This window comes from Flavobacterium urocaniciphilum (genome assembly GCF_900110615.1).
Lineage (GTDB): Bacteria > Bacteroidota > Bacteroidia > Flavobacteriales > Flavobacteriaceae > Flavobacterium > Flavobacterium urocaniciphilum.
Window position 1 is genome coordinate 564,222 of the sequence record NZ_FOEI01000001.1, and the last position, 21,742, is coordinate 585,963.

Genomic DNA, 21,742 nt, shown 5'->3' on the forward strand with positions numbered 1-21,742 from the left:
ACAAATAAAATTCCGGAAACATGTTTGAATTTCAACAGTATTTAGGCTTTATTCTTTTCTTAACCATTTTAACTATTGGTTTTTGGTTAATGTTTTTCTTGGTAGGTTTCGTACAATATTGGATTGGCGGTTCTATCATTGAATTAATCAAAGAAAAGAAAGCAAAAAAATTGGCTGAACAAGAAAAATAATTTTCTTAACAGTAAATAAAAAATCCCGATTAGTACTAATCGGGATTTTTTTATTTTAACCACATTCCAACCTTCTCAAAAGAGAGAAGGGGAATAGGATTTTATTTTTTAGAACTCACCACCATTTTCTTCTTGTGGTTCTCGTTTTGGTTGTTTTTCTCTTTCGTTTTTCTGTTTGTTGAAACGGTATGTAAATGAAAAACTGATTTGTCTTACTCTCCATTGCATTTCGCTGTAAGAGTTAACTGTTGGTAAATTTAAATCTTGAATTCTTTTTCTAGAATTGAATACATCATTAACATTAAACGAAATAGTTCCTTTTTCTTTTAATATATCTCTACTGAAAGCTAAATTCATACTTGCAACTCCTTTAGATTTACCTTGGGCTGTTTTTTGTCCAGCATTGTAAGTAGCATTAGTTTGCCAATCGATTTTATATGGTAAATTAATTTTAGAAGTTAATCTTGTTGTCCAAGTACTCGATTTGTAATCGAAATTTTGAACTACTAAATTGTTACTAGTGTTGTAGTATTGGTAATCACCTTTAGTTTCATTATAAAAGAAATTAACATTAGAATTTAATTTCCACCATTTTTTCAAAGTATAGTTTACAGTAACTTCCATTCCTAATCTGTTATCTTCACCTAAGTTAAAAGGCGTATTGATAATAACTGGAATTCCGTTAATTAAATCTCCACGTTCTTTTCTAACAAATTGAAATGCATCAGTTGAATGATTATAATAAGCAGAAGTACTTAAAGTTACATCTTTCCATTTTCTTAAAAATCCAATATCAAATGCATCTGTTAATGAAGGATTTAGATATGGATTACCAACCATTAAGTTGATATTACTGGTGTATGAAGAGAAAGGATTAATAAAACGATCTCTTGGACGACTAATTCTTTTGCTATAGTTTAACGAGATATTAGCATCATCATTTAATTCATACGTTAAGAAGAAACTTGGAAATAAATTATTATAGTTTCTTTTGTTGAAATCATTCGTTAATAATTGGTTGATTTCTAAGTTTGTATTTTCAAAACGTAAACCAGCTAAAACTGATAATTTATTAAAAAATTTTGTTCCGAATTGTGTATAAAAAGCACTTACGTTTTCAATGTATTCGAAGTTGTTTGTAAACTCAGCAATATTCGTATAAGGATCAAATTGATTTACTCTTTCTTGTACTTGATAATCACTTGAAGACTTTGTATAACTACCACGGTATCCCGCTTCAAATTGCGTATTTTCTTTTATAGGTAACACATAATCAGTTTGGAATAAATTTCTATTTTGTCTTCCTAATTTTGAAGTTCTTTCATCCGATACAAACGAATTTGTTTCCAAAATACTTCCGTAAATATTAGTAAAATCATCTTCTTTATTTAATGAAATCGAAGCGTCGATAGTAAGTTTGTGTCCACTCTTTTTGAAGTTTTTCAAGAAATTTGAACTAAATTCAATTGCTTCATTTTTAGAATCAGAATTGTTATCACGAAGTCTAGTATTTACAAAATCTCTATTATTATCGAAATTAAAATACTTTACATCTTCATAGTTATTACCGTTATTTTTTCTGTAATTAAGACTGTTTGTCCAAGTAGTTTTTTTGTCTTCGCTTAAGAAAAATTCCATTCCGAAGTTTGCATTTACACCTTTAGAGTAACGATCATTATTTCTTCTTTCTTCAACATAAGAAACTAAATCACCATTTGAATCAAAATTTTCTTGATTAATTTTTGTTCTTCCAGGATTGTTTCTATCGTTATAACCAATAGTAGTAAATAAATTGTAATGATCTGTTTTTGAATTGATATTAGCTGAAAGTCCATTATTTTTTGGGTCACCAGCTGTAGCAATTACAGTTCCGTTTAAACCTTTGTTTTTTCCTTTTTTAAGGATGATGTTTACAATTCCACCACCACCTTCAGCATCATAACGAGCAGATGGATTGGTAATTACCTCTACTTTATCAATAGCATCAGCAGGAAGAATTCTTAATGCATCTGCCACACTAATTGCATTGGAAGGTTTTCCGTCAATTAAAACTCTAACATTTTCGTTTCCACGTAAACTTACATTTCCTTCAGCATCAACGGCTACACTAGGAATGTTATCTAATACATCACTAACTGTTCCGCCTTTTACCATTAAATCCTGACCAACATTATAAACTTTTTTGTCTAGTTTAATGTCAACTGTTGTTTTTTCTGTGCGAATCACAACTTCTTCAATTACTTTAGCATCTTCTTGTAATAGGATATTTCCTAAATTCGTATCAGAAGAAATATTTTGATTTAATTTTTCAACAGTAGTATATCCAGAATATTCAAATTTTATATCATAATTCCCTGAATTTAAATCAATTGAAAAATCACCATTAGCATCTGAAGTTCCTCCAGTTACTATTTCTATTGTTCCTGTTTTTAAAATTGTAATAACCGCATATTCAATTGGAGCAGTTGATTTCTTATCTAAAACTTTACCAGAAAGTTTAACTTTTTTAAAATTGGCTTGTGAGAAAACACTTGTGGTTGCTAGTAAAAAAGCAAAAAATAAAATAGATTTTTTTATTGACATAATTGTATAACATTTTACAGTACAAATGTAGTGTTACAGAAACCAATTAATTATTAAAAGTATGTTAAATGATTTTAAGATTTTTTTGAGAAAAATTTATTTTTTGTTATAATTTTCTTTCAAATTAAATAAACAAATTAAAATTAATATATTTGAGATATGAGTCAACTTACCAAAATATCAAATTAAGTAACAACATTAACTAAATATAATTATGAAAAAAATCTTAATCTTATTATTATTTTCTGGTCACCTATCTTTTTCACAAAATAAAGAATCAGCTGAAAAATTAGTTGAAGAAGGTATTGAATTGCATGATAAAGGCGAATATAATGGAGCCATTGAAAAATATAATAAAGCATTAGAACTTGATAAAGATAATGCATTTGCTTTGGTAGAGAAATCTTATACTTTATTGACATTGAATAAGTCAGAAGAAACAATTGAAGTATGTAAACTAGCCATAAAAAAACATCCAAAAGCAACTATTTTAAAAACAGTTTATGTGAATTATGGGAATTCATTGGATGCCATAAATAAAAGCAAAGAAGCTATTGAAATTTATGATGAAGGATTGAAACTTTTTCCAGATTATTACCAATTGTATTTTAATAAAGGAGTTACATATTCAATTTTAAAAAAATTTGATGAATCAATTGTATGTTTTCAAAAAGCATTAACCTTTAATCCAAATCATGCTAGTTCACATAATGGAATTGGAAGAATTGAAAATATCAAAGAAAGAAGAATTCCTTCTATTATGGCGCTTTGTAGATTTTTAGTTGTAGAACCACAATCTAAAAGAGCAGCTGAAAATTTAGGTTTATTAAAAGAGTTGATGACAGCTAATGTTGAAAAAACGGGAGATAATAATATCAATATTAATTTAAATTTAAATGTAGTTTCAGATTCTTCAAGAAAAGGGAAAGTTGTTGAAAATGATTTTTCTTCAACAGATTTAATTTCAACTATGGATATTGCTTTAGATTTTGATGATAAATATAAAGACAAAACTGAAGTAGAAAAGTTTATTCGAAAAATAGGAACGATTTGTTCTTCTTTAAATGAAACTAAAAAGAAAAACAAAGGATTTTATTGGGAATTTTATGCTCCTTATTTTATTGAATTACAAAAAAACAATTTTATAGAAACATTTTCATATTTAGTATATGCTTCATCTGAAGAAGAATATGTTATTAATTGGTTGGATAGTCATGAAAAAGAATTGAATAGTTTTTATGATTGGTCAAATAATTATAAGTGGAATAATTAATTGAATTTTTAAAAATAAAAATTATTCAAAATAAAATTATAAACAAAAAACGTGTGAATTTATTTTCACACGTTTTTTTTATAATATATCGTTAATTTTTTCAGTTGGTCTTGCAATAACCGCTTTATTTCCGTTGATTACAATAGGTCTTTCAATTAATTTAGGAAAGTTAATCATCGCTTCAATAATTTCTTTATCCGATAAATTTTTTCCTTTAAAATTTTCTGTCCAATCTTTTTCTTTAATTCTCACTAATTCAATTGGTTTAATATTTAGTTTTTTTATAATGCTTTCCAATTCACTATAAGTTGGAACTTTATCTAAATAATTAATAATTTCAAAAGGCTGATTTAAAGCTTCGATAAAACAAAGTCCTTCTCTAGATTTCGAACAACGATTATTGTGTAAAATGGTTATCATATAAATATTTTTTTTGCAAATGTAATAATTGTACTTTAGTCGAGTCAAATAAAATAAGAATATGTACATCGAACAACTTCAAAAATATAAATTAAACTTATTGTCTTATTTGCCAATTCCTCTTGCTTTTTTAGGATTAATGGCATATAATTACGTTGCTACAAAAGGCGCTGATACCGATGCCATGTTAGAAGAAATGATTGCTAAAATGGGTGCAAATACTGCCTTTTTTATATTGGTTGCCCCTTTAGCGTTAATGTTCGGAATTGTATTATTTTATAATAAGTATATTCAAAATAACACCACAAGAATTTTAACAACATCTCGACCAAAAATTGATTGGAATAGAATTTTCTTTTCATTTTTTATTTGGTCAATCATAACTATTATTACAACTTTAATTAGTTATTATTCGGCTCCAAGTGATTTTGTTTGGAATTTCAAACCAAAAGAATTTATTATTTTCTTTGTTTTAGCCCTTTTATTAATTCCATTTCAAACAAGTTTCGAAGAATATTTGTTTCGAGGACATATGATGCAAGGCCTAGGTTTAGCGACAAAAACCAAATGGATTCCATTATTTTTAACGTCTATTTTATTCGGTATTATGCATATTGCAAATCCGGAAGTAGAAAAACTAGGAATGATTATTATGGTGTATTATATAGGAACTGGATTGTTTTTAGGAATTTTAACCTTAATGGATGACGGGATGGAATTAGCATTAGGATTTCATGCCGCAAATAATTTAGTTGGCGCTTTATTAGTAACTTCAGATTGGTCGGCTTTTCAAACACATTCTGTATTAAAAGATGTTTCAGAACCAAATGCTAGTTTTCAAATTTTTATTCCAGTTTTAATTGTGTTTCCTATTTTGTTATTCATTTTTGCTAAAAAATACAATTGGAACAATTGGAAAGAAAAATTATTTGGAAAAGTGAAACCTTACCAGTTAGAAGAACTTGAATCCATAGGAAAATAAATGACACCAATTATTCATCCAGATTTTAAATTAAATGGTAAAAGTTTTACGTATGTAGAACTTTTAGCAGAAGCTATATTTCTTAAAAACAACGGTTCTCTTTTTGAAAAGTCTATTGGTAAATTCTTGATTGACTGGTTAAGTAACGAATCCTTTATTTTAGTAAAAACTTCTGGTTCTACAGGTAAACCAAAACAAATTGTTTTGCAAAAAGACGCCATGATAGCTTCTGCAAAAGCAACGGTGAACTTTTTTAAGTTACAACCTAAAAGTACAGCTTTATTGTGTTTATCTGCCGATTATATTGCGGGAAAAATGATGTTGGTTAGGGCAATCACTTTTGGATTGCATTTAGATACCGTAGAACCTTCATCAAATCCTTTAAATGAAATAAATAAATCGTATGATTTTGTGGCGATGGTTCCAATGCAAATAAAAGAATCATTAGAGAAATTGAATCAAATTAAAACATTAATTATAGGTGGAGCAAAAGTTGATTATCAATTATCTAAAGAAATCTTAAAAACAAATTGTAACGCTTATGAAACGTATGGTATGACAGAAACCATCTCGCATATAGCCGTTAAAAAAATAGGAGAGAAGTCATTTTCAATTTTACCAAATATTGTTATTTCAAAAGATGAAAGAAATTGTTTAGTTATTGAAGCAAAAGAACTTTCTGATGAAAAAATAATTACTAATGATATTGTAGAATTAATTTCAAATGAAGAGTTTATTTTTAAAGGTCGCTTTGATCATGTGATTAATTCTGGTGGTGTAAAAATTTTTCCAGAAGAAATTGAAGAGAAGTTAGCCAAACATATTTTCAATCGTTTTTTTATTAGTTCATTACCGGATGAAAAGTTTGGCGAAAAAGTAATTTTGGTAATCGAAGGATCATCATTTCAAATTGATACAACCATTTTTTCGGAACTATCCAAATATGAGATTCCAAAAGAAATTCTGTTTATTTCTCAATTTACAGAAACAGAAACCAATAAGATAAATCGAAAGAAAACCCTAGAAAATAGAGCATAAAAAAAGTGTCACTCTAATAAAAAATCTTAGTTGTAATTAAATTCTCTTTTTGTAGATTTTTTTCCAGAATGACACTCAATAATAACTTTATAACTAACTAATAGTATAAGTTGTTTCGAAAAGATAAGCTAAGTTATTAAAAATAAATTAATTACACAATTTTTTTTTTAATTTTTTTATTGTTCCATTTTCATGTTATAATCAACAGAATGTTTTCCACTTCCATAAAATGAGAAAAACAAGCATAACATAAATGCAATACTGGCTTGTAAGAAATTTGAGAGGTTAAATTCTCCAAAAAAGTTAATTAAAACCGCTGAAAGAATTATAGGTAATTGTGCATAAATTGACCATCTTGTAAAAAAGCCAATCACAATTAGAAAACCACCAATCATGTGCGCAAAACCTACATAATGAATTAATAACATTTCACCACCAAATCCATTGAAGGTGTTTAGTACTTCATTTAAATAATGTCTGTCGCTAACGAATGAAACCCCTTTTAAAAATAAAAAAACTCCTAATGCTATTCTAAGCATATCTATAGGATAAGAAGTATGAGCATTTGCCCATTTGTTCAATTGTTTAATACTAGTAGCCATAGAAAATAGATTTTAAATTATAGTCTAAGTTACTAAAAATTAATGAATTAAGATGATTTTGTAATTATTTTTTTTCAACTCTAACGAAAAATTGTTTGGTTTTAACCTCTACATTTTCTAATTCTACTTTTCGTTCAACTTTTAATTCTTGTTTAAAGGTCGTTGCATTTAACCGTATCGTTTTTTCATTAATCATAATATCAATAGGCATTTTGAAATTTGGAATAACATTTTCCCATTGATAATTTAGTTTATTACCTGACTTAGATAATACTAAACGCGGAATATTTGTAGTTGTTAAATATTGATTAAATACAGAAGTTAAATCGATTCCACTTTCTTTATTAAAATAATCTACAACAGTTTTAGTATCAATAATTTGTTTTTTAAAGGTTTCAGAATAGTTGTATAATAATTTCCACCATTTTACATCATCATTTATGATATGGCGAATTGTATTTAATAGGAGTGAACCTTTATAATACATATCACCACTTCCTTCTCGATTTACACCAAATTGAGCAATTATTGGTTTGTCATTTCGAACATTATTTGCTTGACCGTTTATATATTTCATAGCTTGGTCGTAACCTTTCATACATTCAATAAAAACAGTTTCAGTATAGGTTGTAAATCCTTCATGAATCCACATATCGGCAATATCTTTACTGGTGATACTGTTTCCAAACCATTCGTGACCCGTTTCGTGAATCGTAATATAATCGAAAAACATTCCAGCACCTGTACCCGATAAATCCATTCCTAAATACCCTTTTTTGTATTTATTTCCGTATGCAACAGCACTTTGATGTTCCATTCCTAAATAGGGAGTTTCCACTAATTTATATCCGTCTTCATAAAAGGGGTATTTTCCAAATTTACTTTGAAAACAATTCATCATTGGTTTTACATCATTATCAAAATGTTTACGCGCTTTTTCTTCATTTTCTCTCAATACGTAATAATCTAAATCCAATCCTTCATAATGATCATGAATATGAACATAATCGGCAATATTTACTGTAATATCATAATTGTTAATTGGGTTTTTCACTTCCCAATCCCAACGCGTATATCCATCTTTTAGATCGGTTGAACTTATAAATCTTCCGTTAGAAACATTCATTAATCCGTTTGGAACGGCGACTTTTATAGTAGCACCATTGTCGGGTTCATCGGATTGTGAATCTTTACAAGGATACCATAAACTTGCGCCTGTTCCTTGAACTGCAACTCCAATCCATGGATTTCCTTTTTTATCTTTATTGAAAACAAAGCCACCATCCCAAGGTGCATTTTTTGCTACTAGTGGATTTCCAGAATAGTTGAAAGTAATTGTATGTGTGGTTCCTTTTTTTAATACTTCAGAAAAATCAATAAATACAGCGTGAAATTCTCTTTTGTAGTTCAACTTTTTATTGTTCCAAACAATAGATTCAATTTTCATATTATCGAATAAATCCACTTGAATTTTTTGAGTATCATCATCAATTTTGAATTTAATTTCATTATATCCAACAACTGATTTTTCAGTTGGATTTATTTTGATATTTAAATCGTATCTCAAAACATCGTAACAAGTACGTTCTTCACGTAAACCACCTTGTAAAGAATCTTTACGTGTAAAATTTTGAGCTTGAATTTGCTGAAAACCAAAAAATATTGAGGCAATAAAAAGTGCTTTTTTCATATAATTGTAAAAAAAAAATCTACTAATAAGTAGTAGATTTTTGTGTTTTGTTACGAAAGTAAAATTATTCTTCTAATAATCCTTTTTCTTTAAGTTTTTTTAATGCTTTTTCACCAATTTCTTCACCCCATCTTTGACCTACTTCCATAGATTCTTGCATGATTTCAGGTAATTTTGAAATCATTTTTTTTCCAACAGGTGTATTGTAAAATTTGATTAAATCGTCAATTTCACTTTCTGTAAAATGTTTATCATAAATTGGAACTACTAAATTCACTAAATCATCTGGTTTGATTTCTTTTTTAAATTCATTCCAAAATTGATCTTCTATATTTGGTGCATTTTTTTTAAAAATTTCAATCATGTTATCGGCAATTGAAACCCCTAAATTTCCAGATCCAGTTAACACCACTAGTTGTTTAATTTTTTCTTTTTTTGTATTTGTATTGTTTTGAGAATATGTAAAAACTGAAAAAACAATTAATACAATTGAAAATATTTTTTTCATTAATTTAATTTTTTAAAAATGTAAAATTCTATTATTGATTTCAATTAAACTTGAATTACTCCTAAATTAAATGGTTTTTGAATAGGAGCGTGGTTTGCCGCTTCAATTCCCATTGAAATCCATGTTCTTGTATCTATAGGATCTATAATAGCATCTGTCCATAAACGAGATGCGGCATAATATGGAGAAACTTGCGCATCATATTTTGCTTTTATCTTTTCGAATAATTCTGCTTCTTTTACTTCATCAACTACTTCACCTTTACTTTTTAAAGATGCTGCTTCTATTTGTGCTAAAACTTTTGCAGCTTGAGTTCCACCCATTACCGCTAATTCAGCACTTGGCCATGCGAAAATTAATCGTGGATCGTAAGCTTTTCCACACATTGCATAATTTCCAGCTCCGTATGAATTTCCAATAACAACTGTAAATTTAGGCACAACTGAATTTGAAACTGCATTTACCATTTTCGCACCATCTTTAATGATTCCACCATGTTCCGATTTACTTCCAACCATAAATCCGGTAACGTCTTGTAAAAACACTAATGGAATTTTCTTTTGGTTACAGTTCGCAATAAAACGTGTGGCTTTATCTGCAGAATCAGAATAAATTACTCCACCAAACTGTATTTCTCCTTTTTTAGTTTTAGAAACTAAACGTTGATTGGCTACGATTCCAACAGCCCAACCATCAATTCTTGCATAACCAGTAATGATTGTTTGTCCGTAACCTGCTTTATATTCATCAAATTCAGAATTATCAACTAAACGCTTAATGATTTCCATCATGTCGTATTGTTCAGTTCTTAGTTTTGGTAAGATTCCGTAAATATCTTTTTGTTCTAAAGCTGGTTTTACTGGTTTTTCTCTGTTGAATCCTGCTTTGTCAAAATCGCCCATTTTAGATACAATATTTTTAATTCTATCTAAAGCTGCTTTATCGTCTTTTGCTTTGAAATCCGTTACACCAGAAATTTCACAATGTGTAGTGGCACCACCTAAAGTTTCATTGTCAATCGTTTCACCAATGGCAGCTTTTACTAAATAACTTCCTGCTAAGAAAATACTTCCTGTTTTATCTACAATTAATGCTTCGTCACTCATAATTGGTAAATACGCACCACCAGCTACACAACTTCCCATTACGGCAGCAATTTGAGTAATTCCCATACTGCTCATTATGGCATTGTTACGGAAAATTCGTCCGAAATGTTCCTTATCAGGGAAAATTTCATCTTGCATTGGTAAATAAACACCTGCAGAATCTACCAAGTAGATAATTGGTAAACGATTTTCCATTGCAATTTCTTGCGCTCTTAAATTCTTTTTAGCTGTAATTGGAAACCAAGCTCCTGCTTTTACAGTAGCATCATTTGCAACAACAATACATTGTTTTCCTTTGATGTAACCCATTTTTACAACAACACCACCAGAAGGACAACCACCGTGTTCTTCATACATTCCATCTCCAACAAAACCACCAATTTCAATATTGTTAGCTTTTTCATCTAATAAATAATCAATACGTTCACGTGCTGTCATTTTACCTTCAGCATGTAATTTATCAATACGTTTTTGTCCACCACCTAATTTGACTTTCGCAAATTTTTGTAGCATGTCTGAAACTAATAATTTGTTATGATCTTCGTTTTTGTTGAAATTAATGTCCATGTTGTTATGTTATAAGTCTAATTCAAATGTTTGTCTAAATAATTCTATTGTAGGATTTAACTCCTTAAAATGTTTGTATTTTTCTTCGTTGGTATAAATTACTTTTGGTTTGTAGGTTTCAATAACCGTAATTTTTATTTTGATATCGTAATTTCGAAGGTTCGTTTTTAAATAACTTAATAAGTCTGAATTGGTATTTTCAAAATCTTCTTTAGAACCTTCGTTTGGGAATTCTAACAAAATATTCGTTCCCATTAATATAGGTTTACTCAATCGCATATAACTAGCGAAAAGTTTTCGACCTTTATTTTCTAAAATTTCGATATAATCGTTCCAATGTTTTACGGCATCTTCTTGAGTGAAAGGATCTGCTAAATGTTCACCAACTGGTAAATGCTCAACTTTGGATTGATTAGAAATTTCTGCTTTTTGTTTTAATCCTTTAATTGAAAGCGAAGAAACTCTTTTGCTTAAATCGATTGCAGGAGTAGGCTTTTGTTGGATTTGTTCGATTTTTGTTTCAACTTCAATTTTTGGTTCAACTTGTTGAATAGTTTCAGTTGTTACTGTTTCTGTAACTGAATTAGAAATTATTTCGGGTTGAATTGAAGGTGTTACAGACTGAATTTCTTTTCCTTTTTGAAAGAAATTAGAAGGTATTATAAAGTATTTAGCTTTTTTTTTTCGGCATCATGTGTTAATGAAGCCAATTGCATAAGTGTTAATTCAACAAATAATCGTTGATTTTGACTTACTTTATATTTTAAATCACATTCGTTTGCGATTTCAATTCCTGCTAATAAAAACTCTTGAGATGCTTTTTGAGCTTGAACTAAAAATTGTTGTTGTGTTTGTTCGCTAACTTCTAAAAGTGAAAGAGTAGCAGGGTTTTTACAAACTAATAAATCTCTAAAATGAGAAGCTAAACCAGCAATAAAATGATGTCCGTCAAATCCTTTTGCTAAAATATCATTATAGGTTAACAGTAATTCTGGAATATTATTCTCCAAAATTAAATCGGTTACCTTAATGTAGTAATCGTAATCTAAAACGTTTAAGTTTTCAGCAACAGCCTGACGTGTTAAGTTATTTCCACAATAAGAAACTACACGGTCAAAAATTGATAAGGCATCACGCATGGCACCATCAGCTTTTTGAGAAATGATACGTAACGCTTCTTCTTCGAACTGCACATTTTGATTTTGTGCAATATCCATAAGATATTCTTTCGTGTCATTAATCGTAATTCTTTTGAAATCGAAAATTTGACAGCGAGATAAAATAGTTGGAAGAATTTTGTGTTTTTCCGTAGTAGCTAAAATGAAAATAGCATGCTTTGGTGGTTCTTCTAAAGTTTTCAAAAACGCATTAAATGCAGAAGTTGAAAGCATGTGAACCTCGTCAATTATATAAACTTTATATTTTCCTGTTTGTGGTGGGATTCGAACTTGATCGATAATACTTCTGATATCATCTACACCATTATTAGAGGCAGCATCTAGTTCGAAAACATTGAAAGAAAAATCTTCATTCGGATCATCATAACCTTCTTGATTAATTTTTCTAGCTAAGATTCTAGCACAAGTAGTTTTACCTACACCACGTGGTCCTGTAAAAAGTAAAGCTTGTGCTAAATGATTATTTTCAATGGCATGTAATAAAGTATTTGTAATAGCCTGTTGCCCAATTACATCTTTAAATGTTTGGGGTCTGTATTTACGGGCTGATACTATAAATTGTTCCATAGGTAATAATCGAAAGCAAATATATATGTTTAAATATCAAAATGCAAATCCCAAATTCCAAAATAACATCCAAGTTTAAATCTTAATTTAAATAAATAAAAATTTCGAACTTCTAGCTTCCAACTTCTAACTTCTAACTATATTTGCACCGCAGACCGCCTTATCGTCGTCTCGATTCATCGGGAGGGAGGAAAGTCCGGACACCATAGAGAAGCATAGCGGGTAACGCCCGTCGCTCGATTTTTCGGGAAGGACAAGTGCAACAGAAAGTATGTACAGGTAATGCTGTAGTGAAACCAGGTAAACTCTATGCGGTGAAATTTCAAGTATATCAGTATTTAAGGGTTTCTCGTCCGTTGCTGAAGGGTAGAAAGATTGATTCCGAGAGTAATTTCGGAACTAGATAAATGATAAGGGTCTCGTCTCATAGGACGAGATACAGAATCCGGCTTATAGGTCTGCATTTTTTTCTTCACAAAAAATTAAACTTCTGTTAACATTTAATCTACTATTGTTAATTACTTAACATTAACTTAACATTGGAGATATACTTTTGCACCGTAATTTATAAATAACTAACAAAATGGCTTTAAAGAACATTTTAAATTTTTTCTCTCCAAAGGATAAAACTTTTTTTCCTCTATTTGAACAAGCAACAAATAAATTAACAAAGTTATCTGAAGCGTTACATGAAGGTGTAAATGCGTCTAAAGGTGAAAGAGAAGTATATTTTAAGAAAATTGATGAATTAGCTGAAAGTATTGAAACTATTTCTCATAAGATGAATATCGAATTGAGTAAAAACTTCATTACTCCTTTTGATAGAGAAGATATTCATGCTTTAATGTCTACTATTGAAGACGTATCAAGTAATTTACAAGAAGCATCTAATAGAATTAGAATGTATCAAGTTGAAAAAATTACAAAATCAATTAGAAAACTTACTGAAATTAATTTAGAAGCTTGTAATCACATTTCAAAATCTGTAAAAGAATTGAAAGAGATGAAAAACTTTAAAAATGTATTTGATTCAGTTAAAAAGATAAATAAATTAGATAGAAAATCTGATTCAGTTTTTGAAAAAGCGGTTACAGATATTTTCGAAAATGAAACTGATGCTAAAAATATTATCCGTTACAAAGATGTATTAGGATCATTAGATAAAGTTTCTGATAAATGTAAATCAGTTGCTAGAGTTTTAGAAGCAGTTGCTGTTAAACATTCTTAATTAATATTTTATGTTTACATTATTAATAGTAATTATAGTAATTGCTTTATTGTTTGATTTGGTAAACGGATTTCATGATGCGGCCAATTCAATTGCAACAGTAGTTTCTACAAAAGTATTATCACCAACTCAAGCTGTAATTTGGGCTGCCTTTTTCAACTTTGTGGCTTATTGGGTTTTTGATATGAGTGTTGGTAATACAGTTGCTAAAACCGTTGATAATTCAGCCATTAATTTATGGGTTATTTTAGCTGGTTTACTTGCAGCTACTGTTTGGAATTTATTAACCTGGAAATTAGGTATTCCATCTTCATCTTCACATACTCTTATTGGAGGTTTTGGTGGAGCTGCGATTGCTCATGCTGGATTTGGAGTATTAAATTCTTCTGAAATTCTTAAAACAGTATTATTTATTTTCTTAGCACCATTTATTGGTGGATTGATATCCTTTTTTATTGCTTTAGTAACTATTCAGAGAAACTTTATTAAAAAGATAGTTATCTCAATTTTAGCATCTGTTGCTACTGTTTATGTTACATATAGTTTAAAAGATACTTTAGATATTAAGCCAATTATGATTTGGATTATCGCAATTCTATTAGGTCTTTTTATCATTGTATATTTTGGTTATCAAATTGTACATGGAAAAAATCCTTCGCATACTAAAGAAGGAAATATGTATAAAAAACTACAATTATTATCTTCAGCTGCATTTTCATTAGGTCATGGTGGTGCTGATTCTCAAAAAGTAATGGGTATTATTTGTGCAGCATGTATTGTTTATGCTAATTCTTATAGAAATGGTGTAGATACAGATATGCCAGATTTCATCAAAGAAAATAATTTATTACATACAACTGAAATTTTACAAATTAAATACAATAATGATGAAGGTAAGGTGAAAAAATTCAAACCTTCTGTTGGAGTATTTGGTACTGACACTATTTATTTAGATGGTAAGAAAATTATCGATTTAACTACTGGTGAAAAAATTTATGAAGATGAGAAATTAAATAAGGAAGTTGCGAAAACAAATCCATTTTTAGTTGCATTAGCTAAAGAAAAAGTAGATGTAAATAACTTTGAAAAAGCTACTAAAGAGTTAACAAAGCTTGAAGTTTATTCGGATAAGAAAGACGTAAAAGATGTTAAAACAAACGAAGTTATTTTTAAAGATAAAGAAATCAATCCAAATTATAGATACGCGAAAATTTTCGGAAAGTATTTAGACAAAGAAGGTAAACTTTTAGAGGGTCATAAAATCGAAACAAAAGTAACTAAAGATACAATGCCAACTTGGATTGCATTTGGATGTTATTTAATGATTGGTTTAGGAACTTTAATGGGTGGTTGGAAAATTGTTAAAACCATGGGAACAAAAATTACTAAAGTAACACCTTTAGAAGGAGTTTGTTCTGAAACTGCAGGAGCTTTAACTTTATTTACAGTATCTCAAATGGGTGTACCAGTTTCTACAACACATACCATAACAGGTTCTATTATTGGAGTTGGAGCTACAAAACGTTTAAGTGCTGTTCGTTGGGGAGTTACCATTAGCTTATTATGGGCTTGGATTTTAACGATTCCAGTATCTGCAATTATGGGTGCAATTTTATATTACATCACTACTTTGTTCATTTAAGAAAGAAATTACTTCTATATATGAATCCGCCTTGAATTTTCAAGGCGGATTTTTTTTTAAAACCTCTTTATTGTTAAGAAATTGTAAAATTAAACCCAAATAACTTAAAGATAACTTAATATAAAATATAGTATTCGTCAAGTTGTTAACATTAATTTTGCACTATCAAAACAAAACAACAACTAATTCTTAACACAACAACACAAGCACAAATGAAAAAATTAATTTATCTTAACCTATTTGTTTTTTTTACAATTTTTAATCTTTCTGCTCAAACTAATAAAGTAGATCAATTTAATGGATGGATTTTTTATACAGGAAATCATAAACTGTCAGATAAATGGGGACTTCATACGGAATATCAATTTAGAAGAAATGATGGGTTTTCTAGTCCAATGCAAAATCAAGTTAGATTAGGTATCGATTATAATATAAATAAGAGTTATTCTACTTCTATTGGTTGGTCTTACATTGAAACATTTGCATACGGCGATTTTGCAGAAGAAATACCTTCTAAGTATAATAATTACAAATTCAATGAACAACGAATCTGGGAACAATTTATTATTAAACATGAGCATGTTGGAAGGTTTCATTATGATAGTAGATTTAGACTAGAACAAAGATGGATTGCATCTTTTAAAAATTTTGGAACAGCTTCTGAACCAAGTTTTTTTAGATATGATGATCCTGCTGAAGGATTATGGAAATACAGAAACAGAGCTAGATATAGATTTAGAATGCAAGTTCCATTAACTAAATCTGAAATGAAAGATAATACTTTGTTTTTAGTTGCAGCAGATGAAATTTTTGTGAATTTAGGTGGTCATGTTACTTCTAATGTATTTGATCAAAATAGATTGTATTTAGCATTAGGTTGGAGATTTACTAAAGATACAAATATTCAATTAGGATATATGAATCAATTTATTGAAAAAGGTGATGGTTTACACAAAGAAAATAATCATACAATGCAAGTGGCTTTAACACATAATATTGATTTTTCAAAACTTTTTAAAAAATAAGAAATAACCATGTTAAATAAAATAAAAACTATTTTAATATTTTTTCTTGTAGTAAACTTTAGTTTAAAAGCTCAAGACAATAAAGATTCTAATAATGATCTAAAATTATCAACTTTACCATATTTCAGTACAGGTAAAGGAATTGGAATAACTTCACCAGATAGTTTATATCAATTGAACCTTAGATTCAGAATGCAAAACCGTGTAACTTACATAGATAATGAAGGTGAAAACGGAACTTATGATGGTCAAATTAGACGTTTACGTTTACGTTTTGATGGTTATGTTGGAAACCCGAAATTCTTATATGCTGTACAATTGTCTTTTGCTCCTGGAGATGTAGGTGAAATTAAAGAAGGTGAAAATATTAACATAATTAGAGATGCGGTATTTATGTATCGTCCAAATAAAAAATGGAATTTCAGTTTCGGACAAACAAAATTACCAGGAAACAGACAACGTGTTAATTCATCTGGAGGTTTACAACTAACAGATCGCTCAATTAATAATGCACGTTTTACAATTGATAGAGATTTTGGATTTCAAATTCATAATTTAAATGAGAAAAAAGATAAATTCTCCTACAATTTCAAAGGAGCCGTTTCAACAGGAGAAGGAAGAAATTCAACAGAAAAACCTGATGATGGTGTTGCAGTTACTGGAAAAATTGAAATATTGCCATTAGGTTCTTTTACTAAAGATGGTACTTATTTTGAAGGAGATATTATGAGAGAAAAGAAACCTAAATTAATGTTTTCAGGTGCTTTTCAACAAAATAATCATGCGAGAAGAACGCAAGGTCAATTAGGTAACGACTTATATGAAAAAAGAACGATGCGTTCAGTTATGTTAGATGCGATGTTTAAATATAATGGTTGGGCTGCAATGTCGAGTTTCATGTCGAGAACCACAACTGAAAATGCAGTTACTTTTGATCCAACTGATATTACAAAATCAAATTATGCCTATGTAGGTAATGGTTTTGATTATCAATTAAGTTATAATACAACTTCAAACTATGAGTTTATTACAAGATATTCGATTCAAAAAGTAGGAGAAGATATTAAAAATTATGCGCCAAATTCTAAACAATTATCATTTGGTATCACTAAATATATTTGGGAACATACATTTAAATTACAAAGTGAAGTTACATTCGATACTTTAGAATATATTAACGGAACTACAAAAAACAATTGGTATTTACGTTTCCAAGTTGAAATTGGAATATAATAGTTAGCTAAGTTAATTAAAAAGCCGATTTCAATTTGAAGTCGGTTTTTTTTTGTTAAATGTTAAAATTACCTTAAAAAAACTAAAATCAAGTAACATAAAATTTTTTTTCAGACAGATTAGTTAATAATTAACTAAACTTTATTTTATGCTTAAAAAATCATTGCAGATTCTTTTATGTGTTTTTCTTCTAACAAGTGCAGAAAGTATCGCACAAAAGAAAAACAAAAAGAACAAAAATGCTCCACAACCAGTTGCCGCTGATGTAAAAAAGCCAGACGGTAAAAAAGAACCAAAACCTTACAAGAAAGTAATTGATTCTACTGCGGTTACTCAAAAAGGACTTATCGATGTACACAAAGTTGGCGATAAGTATTTATTTGAAGTTTCTGATGCTTTAATTGGAAAAGAAATTATGACTATCACTAGATATTCTAAAACACCAGCTGGTGGAGGAATTTTTGGTGGAGAAGAAATTAACCGTCAAGTTGTTCGTTTCGAAAAAGGTCAAAACAACACCATTATCTTACGTTCTATCACGTATGTAATTATGTCGCCAGATGAAAACAAACCTATTACTAAATCGGTTAAAAATTCAAGTGCTGATCCTATTATCGGAATCTATGATATTTTAGCATATAAAAAAGATGAAAACGGAAAAGAAAATGTAGGTAGTGTAATTGATATGACTGCTGCTTTCGATTCAGATTTACAAACGTTTTCTTTGAATCCAATCAATAAACAATTATTAAGTATTCAAGCTTTTCAAAAAGATAAATCGTTTATTCAGTTTATAAAAAGTTTCCCAATTAACACGGAAATTAGAACTACCAAAACATTTACAACTCAAGCGCCTCAAATTTCAAGAACTCCAATGCCTAAAATTGGAACTGATTTTCCAGCTGCTCTTGATGCAGGTGTAATAACAATGGAGTTAAATACTTCATTCATCTTATTACCAGAAAATCCAATGCGTAAACGTACTTTTGATAAAAGAGTAGGTTATTTTGCGAATGGTTATGATGTGTTTGAAGAAGATTCTCAAAAATCAGATACAGATATTTTTGCAGTAAGATGGCGTTTAGAACCAAAGAATGCTGAAGATGCAGAAAGACAAAAAAGAGGTGAATTAATTGAGCCTAAAAAACCAATTGTATATTATTTAGATCCAGCAACTCCAGACAAATGGAAACCTTTCATTAAACAAGGTATTGATGATTGGCAAGAAGCTTTTGAATTTGCAGGTTGGAAAAATGCAATTCGTGGTGAATATTGGCCAGAAAATGATCCTTCTATGAGTTTAGAAGATGCACGTTTTTCAGTTTTAAGATATTTCGCTGCAGAAATTCAAAATGCGTACGGACCAAATGTTCACGATCCAAGAACAGGTGAAATTATGGAATCTCACATTGGTTGGTACCATAATATCATGAGTTTATTACGCGATTGGTATTTAATTCAAACGGCTGCTGTTGATCCAAAAGCTAGAAATAAAAAGTTTGACGATAAATTAATGGGTGAATTAATCCGATTTGTTGCGGCTCACGAAGTTGGACATACATTAGGATTACGTCATAATATGGGAGCAAGTTTTGCTACTCCAGTTGAAATGTTAAGAAATCCAGAATTCCAAAAGAAAAATGGTCACACTTCTTCAATCATGGATTATGCTCGTTTTAATTATGTTGCGCAGCCAGAAGATAATGTAAAAGATTTATTCCCAAGAATTGGTGATTACGACAAATGGGCTATCAAATGGGGTTATTCTTATTTTAATGGTGCGAAATCTGAAGAAGAAGAAAAAGCATTATTAAATGAAATGACTAAAGATGCTTATAAAAACCGTAGATTATGGTTCGGAACAGAAACTAGTCCTTACGATCCTCGCTATCAAACAGAAGATTTAGGTGATAACGCTATGAAAGCTTCTGAATATGGTATCAAAAACTTAAAAAGAATTTTACCAAACTTAATTGAGTGGAGTAAAGAAAAAGGAGAAGATTATTCTGAATTAGAAGGTTTATATAATTCGTTAGTGGGACAATTCCGTAGATATATGGGTCACGTTACTAAAAACGTTGGTGGTATTTATGAAACTCCAAAAACTTACGATATGGAAGGAAATGAATATGAAATCGTTCCTTCTTCAATTCAAAATGAAGCGGTTGCTTTCTTAAATGAGCAATTATTTAAAACGCCAACTTGGTTATTAGATCAAAACATTATTGCGAAAATTAATCCAGATAATGGTGTCGAATTAATGAAAGGTATCCAAGATGGAACTTTATCAAGTTTATTATCTTACGATAGAATGGCTCGTTTAATGGAAACTTCATCATTAAATAAAGCAAATTATTCTATTGATGAATTATTAAGCGATTTAAAGAAAGGTATTTTCTCAGAATTAAGAACAAATACTGCAATTGACGTTTACAGAAGAAATTTACAAAAAGCATTTGTTTCTAAATTGATTGATGCTATAAGTGTAGATAAAAATGTTTCTGCTAATTTTAACGGAAGAAGAATCGTTATTGCAGATACAGATTTACCTTCAATTTCTCGTGGACATTTAATTGAATTAAGAAGTCAATTAAGAGCAGCTAATGCATTAGCAACTGATAGATTAAGTAAGTTTCATATATCTGATTTAGTTGCAAGAATTGATAAAGCATTAAACCCAAATAGATAATTAAATTTATTACAATTTATTACAATGAAAAAGCCTTCCAATTTGGAAGGCTTTTTTTATTTTTTACTTTTGTCAACTTGAATTTATTCCTCTTCTTTTTGTCCCATCATCATCAAATAAGCTTTTAAGAAACCATCAATTTCTCCATTTAAAACCGCATCTGAATCGGACGTTTCAAAACCTGTTCGAACATCTTTAATCAATTTATAAGGATGTAAAACGTAGTTTCTAATTTGTGAACCCCATTCAATTTTCATTTTGTTGGCTTCAATATCAGCACGCATTTCCATTTTTTTCTTTAACTCAATTTCATACAATTGCGAACGTAACATTTGCATAGCTCTGTCGCGGTTGTCATGCTGTGAGCGTGTTTCCGAACATTGAATTTGAATTCCAGTTGGTTTGTGATATAATTGAACTTTTGTTTCTACTTTATTTACATTTTGACCACCAGCACCGCTTGAACGAGCAGTAGTGATTTCAATATCTGCAGGGTTAATTTCAATTTCAATCGTATCATCAACTAAAGGATAAACATAAACAGATACGAACGAAGTATGACGTTTTGCATTACTATCAAATGGAGAAATACGAACTAAGCGATGTACGCCATTTTCACCTTTTAAATATCCGAATGCAAAATCACCTTCAATTTCTAATGTTACGGTTTTAATTCCTGCAGCATCACCTTCTTGGTAATTCAGTTCTTTAACTTTATAACCTTGTTTTTCGGCCCACATTAAATACATACGCATCATCATGCTTGCCCAATCGCAACTTTCTGTACCTCCAGCTCCAGCGGTAATTTGAAGTACAGCACTTAAATTATCACCTTCTTCCGAAAGCATATTTCTAAACTCTAAGTCTTCAATATTGGAAATGGTTTTCTCAAAAATAGCATCTAACTCTTCTTCAGAAACTGCTTCTTCTTTATAGAAATCGTATGTAAGTTGTAATTCTTCTGCTAACTCTTCGCAATGTTTATAATCATCTACCCATTTCTTTTTAGAACGTAGGTTTCTTACAACTATTTCCGCTTGTTTAGCGTTGTTCCAAAAGTCTGGTGCAAAGGTTTTTTCCTCTTCGTTAGCAATTTCAATTAGTTTGGCATCAACGTCAAAGATACCTCCTTAACGCTCCAAGGCGATTAATAATGTCCTTAATTTGTTCGGTATTTACCATTTTATTTGTAGTTTTACACAACAAAAATAGACTATTCA

At 29.5% G+C, this 21,742-nt stretch carries 18 protein-coding genes and 1 other RNA gene; 10 read left to right on the top strand and 9 right to left on the bottom strand.

The window, feature by feature from the left end; all coding sequences use genetic code 11:
* Window positions 1–20: 20 nt before the first annotated feature.
* Entirely contained in the window at window positions 21–191 is a 171-nt protein-coding gene (locus tag BMY86_RS02600; protein ID WP_091464766.1) for a hypothetical protein, read from the top strand.
* A gap of 108 nt (window positions 192–299) precedes the next feature.
* Here BMY86_RS02600 and BMY86_RS02605 read toward each other — a convergent pair whose 3' ends face one another.
* Window positions 300–2,774 carry a TonB-dependent receptor gene (locus BMY86_RS02605; protein ID WP_091464769.1) on the bottom strand — a complete coding sequence of 825 codons (2,475 nt, stop codon included), beginning with the start codon at window positions 2,772–2,774 and terminating at the stop codon, window positions 300–302.
* Window positions 2,775–2,988: 214 nt separating this feature from the next.
* Between BMY86_RS02605 and BMY86_RS02610 the strand changes: the two genes are divergently transcribed.
* Window positions 2,989–4,047: a tetratricopeptide repeat protein gene (locus BMY86_RS02610; RefSeq protein ID WP_091464772.1), complete on the top strand. Its 1,059-nt coding sequence runs from the start codon at window positions 2,989–2,991 to the stop codon at window positions 4,045–4,047.
* A gap of 78 nt (window positions 4,048–4,125) precedes the next feature.
* On the opposite strand, the gene arsC is transcribed toward BMY86_RS02610, so the two are convergent.
* Complete coding sequence (gene arsC / locus BMY86_RS02615; protein ID WP_091464775.1) at window positions 4,126–4,467, bottom strand: arsenate reductase (glutaredoxin); 342 nt, start codon at window positions 4,465–4,467, stop codon at window positions 4,126–4,128.
* Between the two features lie 61 nt (window positions 4,468–4,528).
* On the opposite strand from arsC, the gene BMY86_RS02620 reads away from it, so the two are divergent.
* Together BMY86_RS02620 and BMY86_RS02625 are read left to right on the top strand one after the other, a co-directional pair.
* Window positions 4,529–5,449, top strand: coding sequence for a CPBP family intramembrane glutamic endopeptidase (locus BMY86_RS02620; protein WP_091464777.1), 921 nt, complete (start codon window positions 4,529–4,531; stop codon window positions 5,447–5,449).
* Window positions 5,450–6,487, top strand: coding sequence for an AMP-binding protein (locus BMY86_RS02625; RefSeq protein ID WP_091464779.1), 1,038 nt, complete (start codon window positions 5,450–5,452; stop codon window positions 6,485–6,487).
* Window positions 6,488–6,663: 176 nt separating this feature from the next.
* Here BMY86_RS02625 and BMY86_RS02630 read toward each other — a convergent pair whose 3' ends face one another.
* From BMY86_RS02630 to dnaX, 6 genes are all read right to left on the bottom strand, one after another.
* Window positions 6,664–7,089 (bottom strand): DoxX family protein, encoded by a 426-nt coding sequence (locus tag BMY86_RS02630; protein ID WP_091464781.1) that lies wholly within the window; start codon window positions 7,087–7,089, stop codon window positions 6,664–6,666.
* Between the two features lie 64 nt (window positions 7,090–7,153).
* Window positions 7,154–8,779 carry a M1 family metallopeptidase gene (locus BMY86_RS02635; RefSeq protein WP_091464782.1) on the bottom strand — a complete coding sequence of 542 codons (1,626 nt, stop codon included), beginning with the start codon at window positions 8,777–8,779 and terminating at the stop codon, window positions 7,154–7,156.
* 64 nt (window positions 8,780–8,843) lie between these two features.
* Window positions 8,844–9,287 carry a DUF2059 domain-containing protein gene (locus BMY86_RS02640; protein WP_091464784.1) on the bottom strand — a complete coding sequence of 148 codons (444 nt, stop codon included), beginning with the start codon at window positions 9,285–9,287 and terminating at the stop codon, window positions 8,844–8,846.
* Window positions 9,288–9,331: 44 nt separating this feature from the next.
* Window positions 9,332–10,960 (bottom strand): acyl-CoA carboxylase subunit beta, encoded by a 1,629-nt coding sequence (locus BMY86_RS02645; RefSeq protein WP_091464787.1) that lies wholly within the window; start codon window positions 10,958–10,960, stop codon window positions 9,332–9,334.
* Between the two features lie 9 nt (window positions 10,961–10,969).
* Entirely contained in the window at window positions 10,970–11,215 is a 246-nt protein-coding gene (locus BMY86_RS02650) for a hypothetical protein (protein WP_091464789.1), read from the bottom strand.
* 404 nt (window positions 11,216–11,619) lie between these two features.
* The gene (gene dnaX, locus BMY86_RS02655; RefSeq protein WP_091464791.1) at window positions 11,620–12,705 is read right to left on the bottom strand and encodes a DNA polymerase III subunit gamma/tau; all 1,086 of its coding nucleotides are present in this window, start codon (window positions 12,703–12,705) and stop codon (window positions 11,620–11,622) included.
* A 147-nt stretch (window positions 12,706–12,852) separates the two neighbouring features.
* Between dnaX and rnpB the strand changes: the two genes are divergently transcribed.
* The 6 genes from rnpB to BMY86_RS02685 all read left to right on the top strand — a co-directional run bounded on the left by rnpB (window position 12,853) and on the right by BMY86_RS02685 (window position 20,522).
* Window positions 12,853–13,174, top strand: an RNA gene (gene rnpB, locus BMY86_RS02660) — RNase P RNA component class A.
* Between the two features lie 114 nt (window positions 13,175–13,288).
* A complete protein-coding gene (locus BMY86_RS02665; RefSeq protein ID WP_091464793.1) occupies window positions 13,289–13,933 on the top strand; it encodes a DUF47 domain-containing protein in 645 nt (214 codons plus the stop codon).
* Between the two features lie 10 nt (window positions 13,934–13,943).
* Window positions 13,944–15,575: an inorganic phosphate transporter gene (locus tag BMY86_RS02670; RefSeq protein WP_091464794.1), complete on the top strand. Its 1,632-nt coding sequence runs from the start codon at window positions 13,944–13,946 to the stop codon at window positions 15,573–15,575.
* A 212-nt stretch (window positions 15,576–15,787) separates the two neighbouring features.
* A complete protein-coding gene (locus tag BMY86_RS02675; RefSeq protein WP_091464796.1) occupies window positions 15,788–16,600 on the top strand; it encodes a DUF2490 domain-containing protein in 813 nt (270 codons plus the stop codon).
* A 9-nt stretch (window positions 16,601–16,609) separates the two neighbouring features.
* Window positions 16,610–17,833: a porin gene (locus BMY86_RS02680; protein WP_091464798.1), complete on the top strand. Its 1,224-nt coding sequence runs from the start codon at window positions 16,610–16,612 to the stop codon at window positions 17,831–17,833.
* 148 nt (window positions 17,834–17,981) lie between these two features.
* Window positions 17,982–20,522, top strand: a complete 2,541-nt coding sequence (locus tag BMY86_RS02685; RefSeq protein WP_177177108.1) for a zinc-dependent metalloprotease — start codon at window positions 17,982–17,984, stop codon at window positions 20,520–20,522.
* Between the two features lie 83 nt (window positions 20,523–20,605).
* Here BMY86_RS02685 and prfB read toward each other — a convergent pair.
* A protein-coding gene (gene prfB / locus BMY86_RS02690) for a peptide chain release factor 2 (RefSeq protein ID WP_143065581.1) occupies window positions 20,606–21,704 on the bottom strand; the annotation gives its coding sequence in 2 pieces (ribosomal slippage) (window positions 20,606–21,640 and window positions 21,642–21,704; 1,098 coding nt in all).
* Window positions 21,705–21,742 lie beyond the last annotated feature (38 nt).

Coding starts and splice junctions, on each gene's coding strand:
- BMY86_RS02605 (WP_091464769.1), bottom strand. CDS start 2,774: ATGTCAATAAAAAAATCTATTTTATTTTTTGCTTTTTTACTAGCAACC.
- BMY86_RS02600 (WP_091464766.1), top strand. CDS start 21: ATGTTTGAATTTCAACAGTATTTAGGCTTTATTCTTTTCTTAACCATT.
- dnaX (WP_091464791.1), bottom strand. CDS start 12,705: ATGGAACAATTTATAGTATCAGCCCGTAAATACAGACCCCAAACATTT.
- arsC (WP_091464775.1), bottom strand. CDS start 4,467: ATGATAACCATTTTACACAATAATCGTTGTTCGAAATCTAGAGAAGGA.
- BMY86_RS02675 (WP_091464796.1), top strand. CDS start 15,788: ATGAAAAAATTAATTTATCTTAACCTATTTGTTTTTTTTACAATTTTT.
- BMY86_RS02610 (WP_091464772.1), top strand. CDS start 2,989: ATGAAAAAAATCTTAATCTTATTATTATTTTCTGGTCACCTATCTTTT.
- BMY86_RS02650 (WP_091464789.1), bottom strand. CDS start 11,215: ATGGGAACGAATATTTTGTTAGAATTCCCAAACGAAGGTTCTAAAGAA.
- BMY86_RS02685 (WP_177177108.1), top strand. CDS start 17,982: ATGCTTAAAAAATCATTGCAGATTCTTTTATGTGTTTTTCTTCTAACA.
- BMY86_RS02630 (WP_091464781.1), bottom strand. CDS start 7,089: ATGGCTACTAGTATTAAACAATTGAACAAATGGGCAAATGCTCATACT.
- BMY86_RS02680 (WP_091464798.1), top strand. CDS start 16,610: ATGTTAAATAAAATAAAAACTATTTTAATATTTTTTCTTGTAGTAAAC.
- BMY86_RS02635 (WP_091464782.1), bottom strand. CDS start 8,779: ATGAAAAAAGCACTTTTTATTGCCTCAATATTTTTTGGTTTTCAGCAA.
- BMY86_RS02640 (WP_091464784.1), bottom strand. CDS start 9,287: ATGAAAAAAATATTTTCAATTGTATTAATTGTTTTTTCAGTTTTTACA.
- BMY86_RS02665 (WP_091464793.1), top strand. CDS start 13,289: ATGGCTTTAAAGAACATTTTAAATTTTTTCTCTCCAAAGGATAAAACT.
- BMY86_RS02625 (WP_091464779.1), top strand. CDS start 5,450: ATGACACCAATTATTCATCCAGATTTTAAATTAAATGGTAAAAGTTTT.
- BMY86_RS02670 (WP_091464794.1), top strand. CDS start 13,944: ATGTTTACATTATTAATAGTAATTATAGTAATTGCTTTATTGTTTGAT.
- BMY86_RS02620 (WP_091464777.1), top strand. CDS start 4,529: ATGTACATCGAACAACTTCAAAAATATAAATTAAACTTATTGTCTTAT.
- BMY86_RS02645 (WP_091464787.1), bottom strand. CDS start 10,960: ATGGACATTAATTTCAACAAAAACGAAGATCATAACAAATTATTAGTT.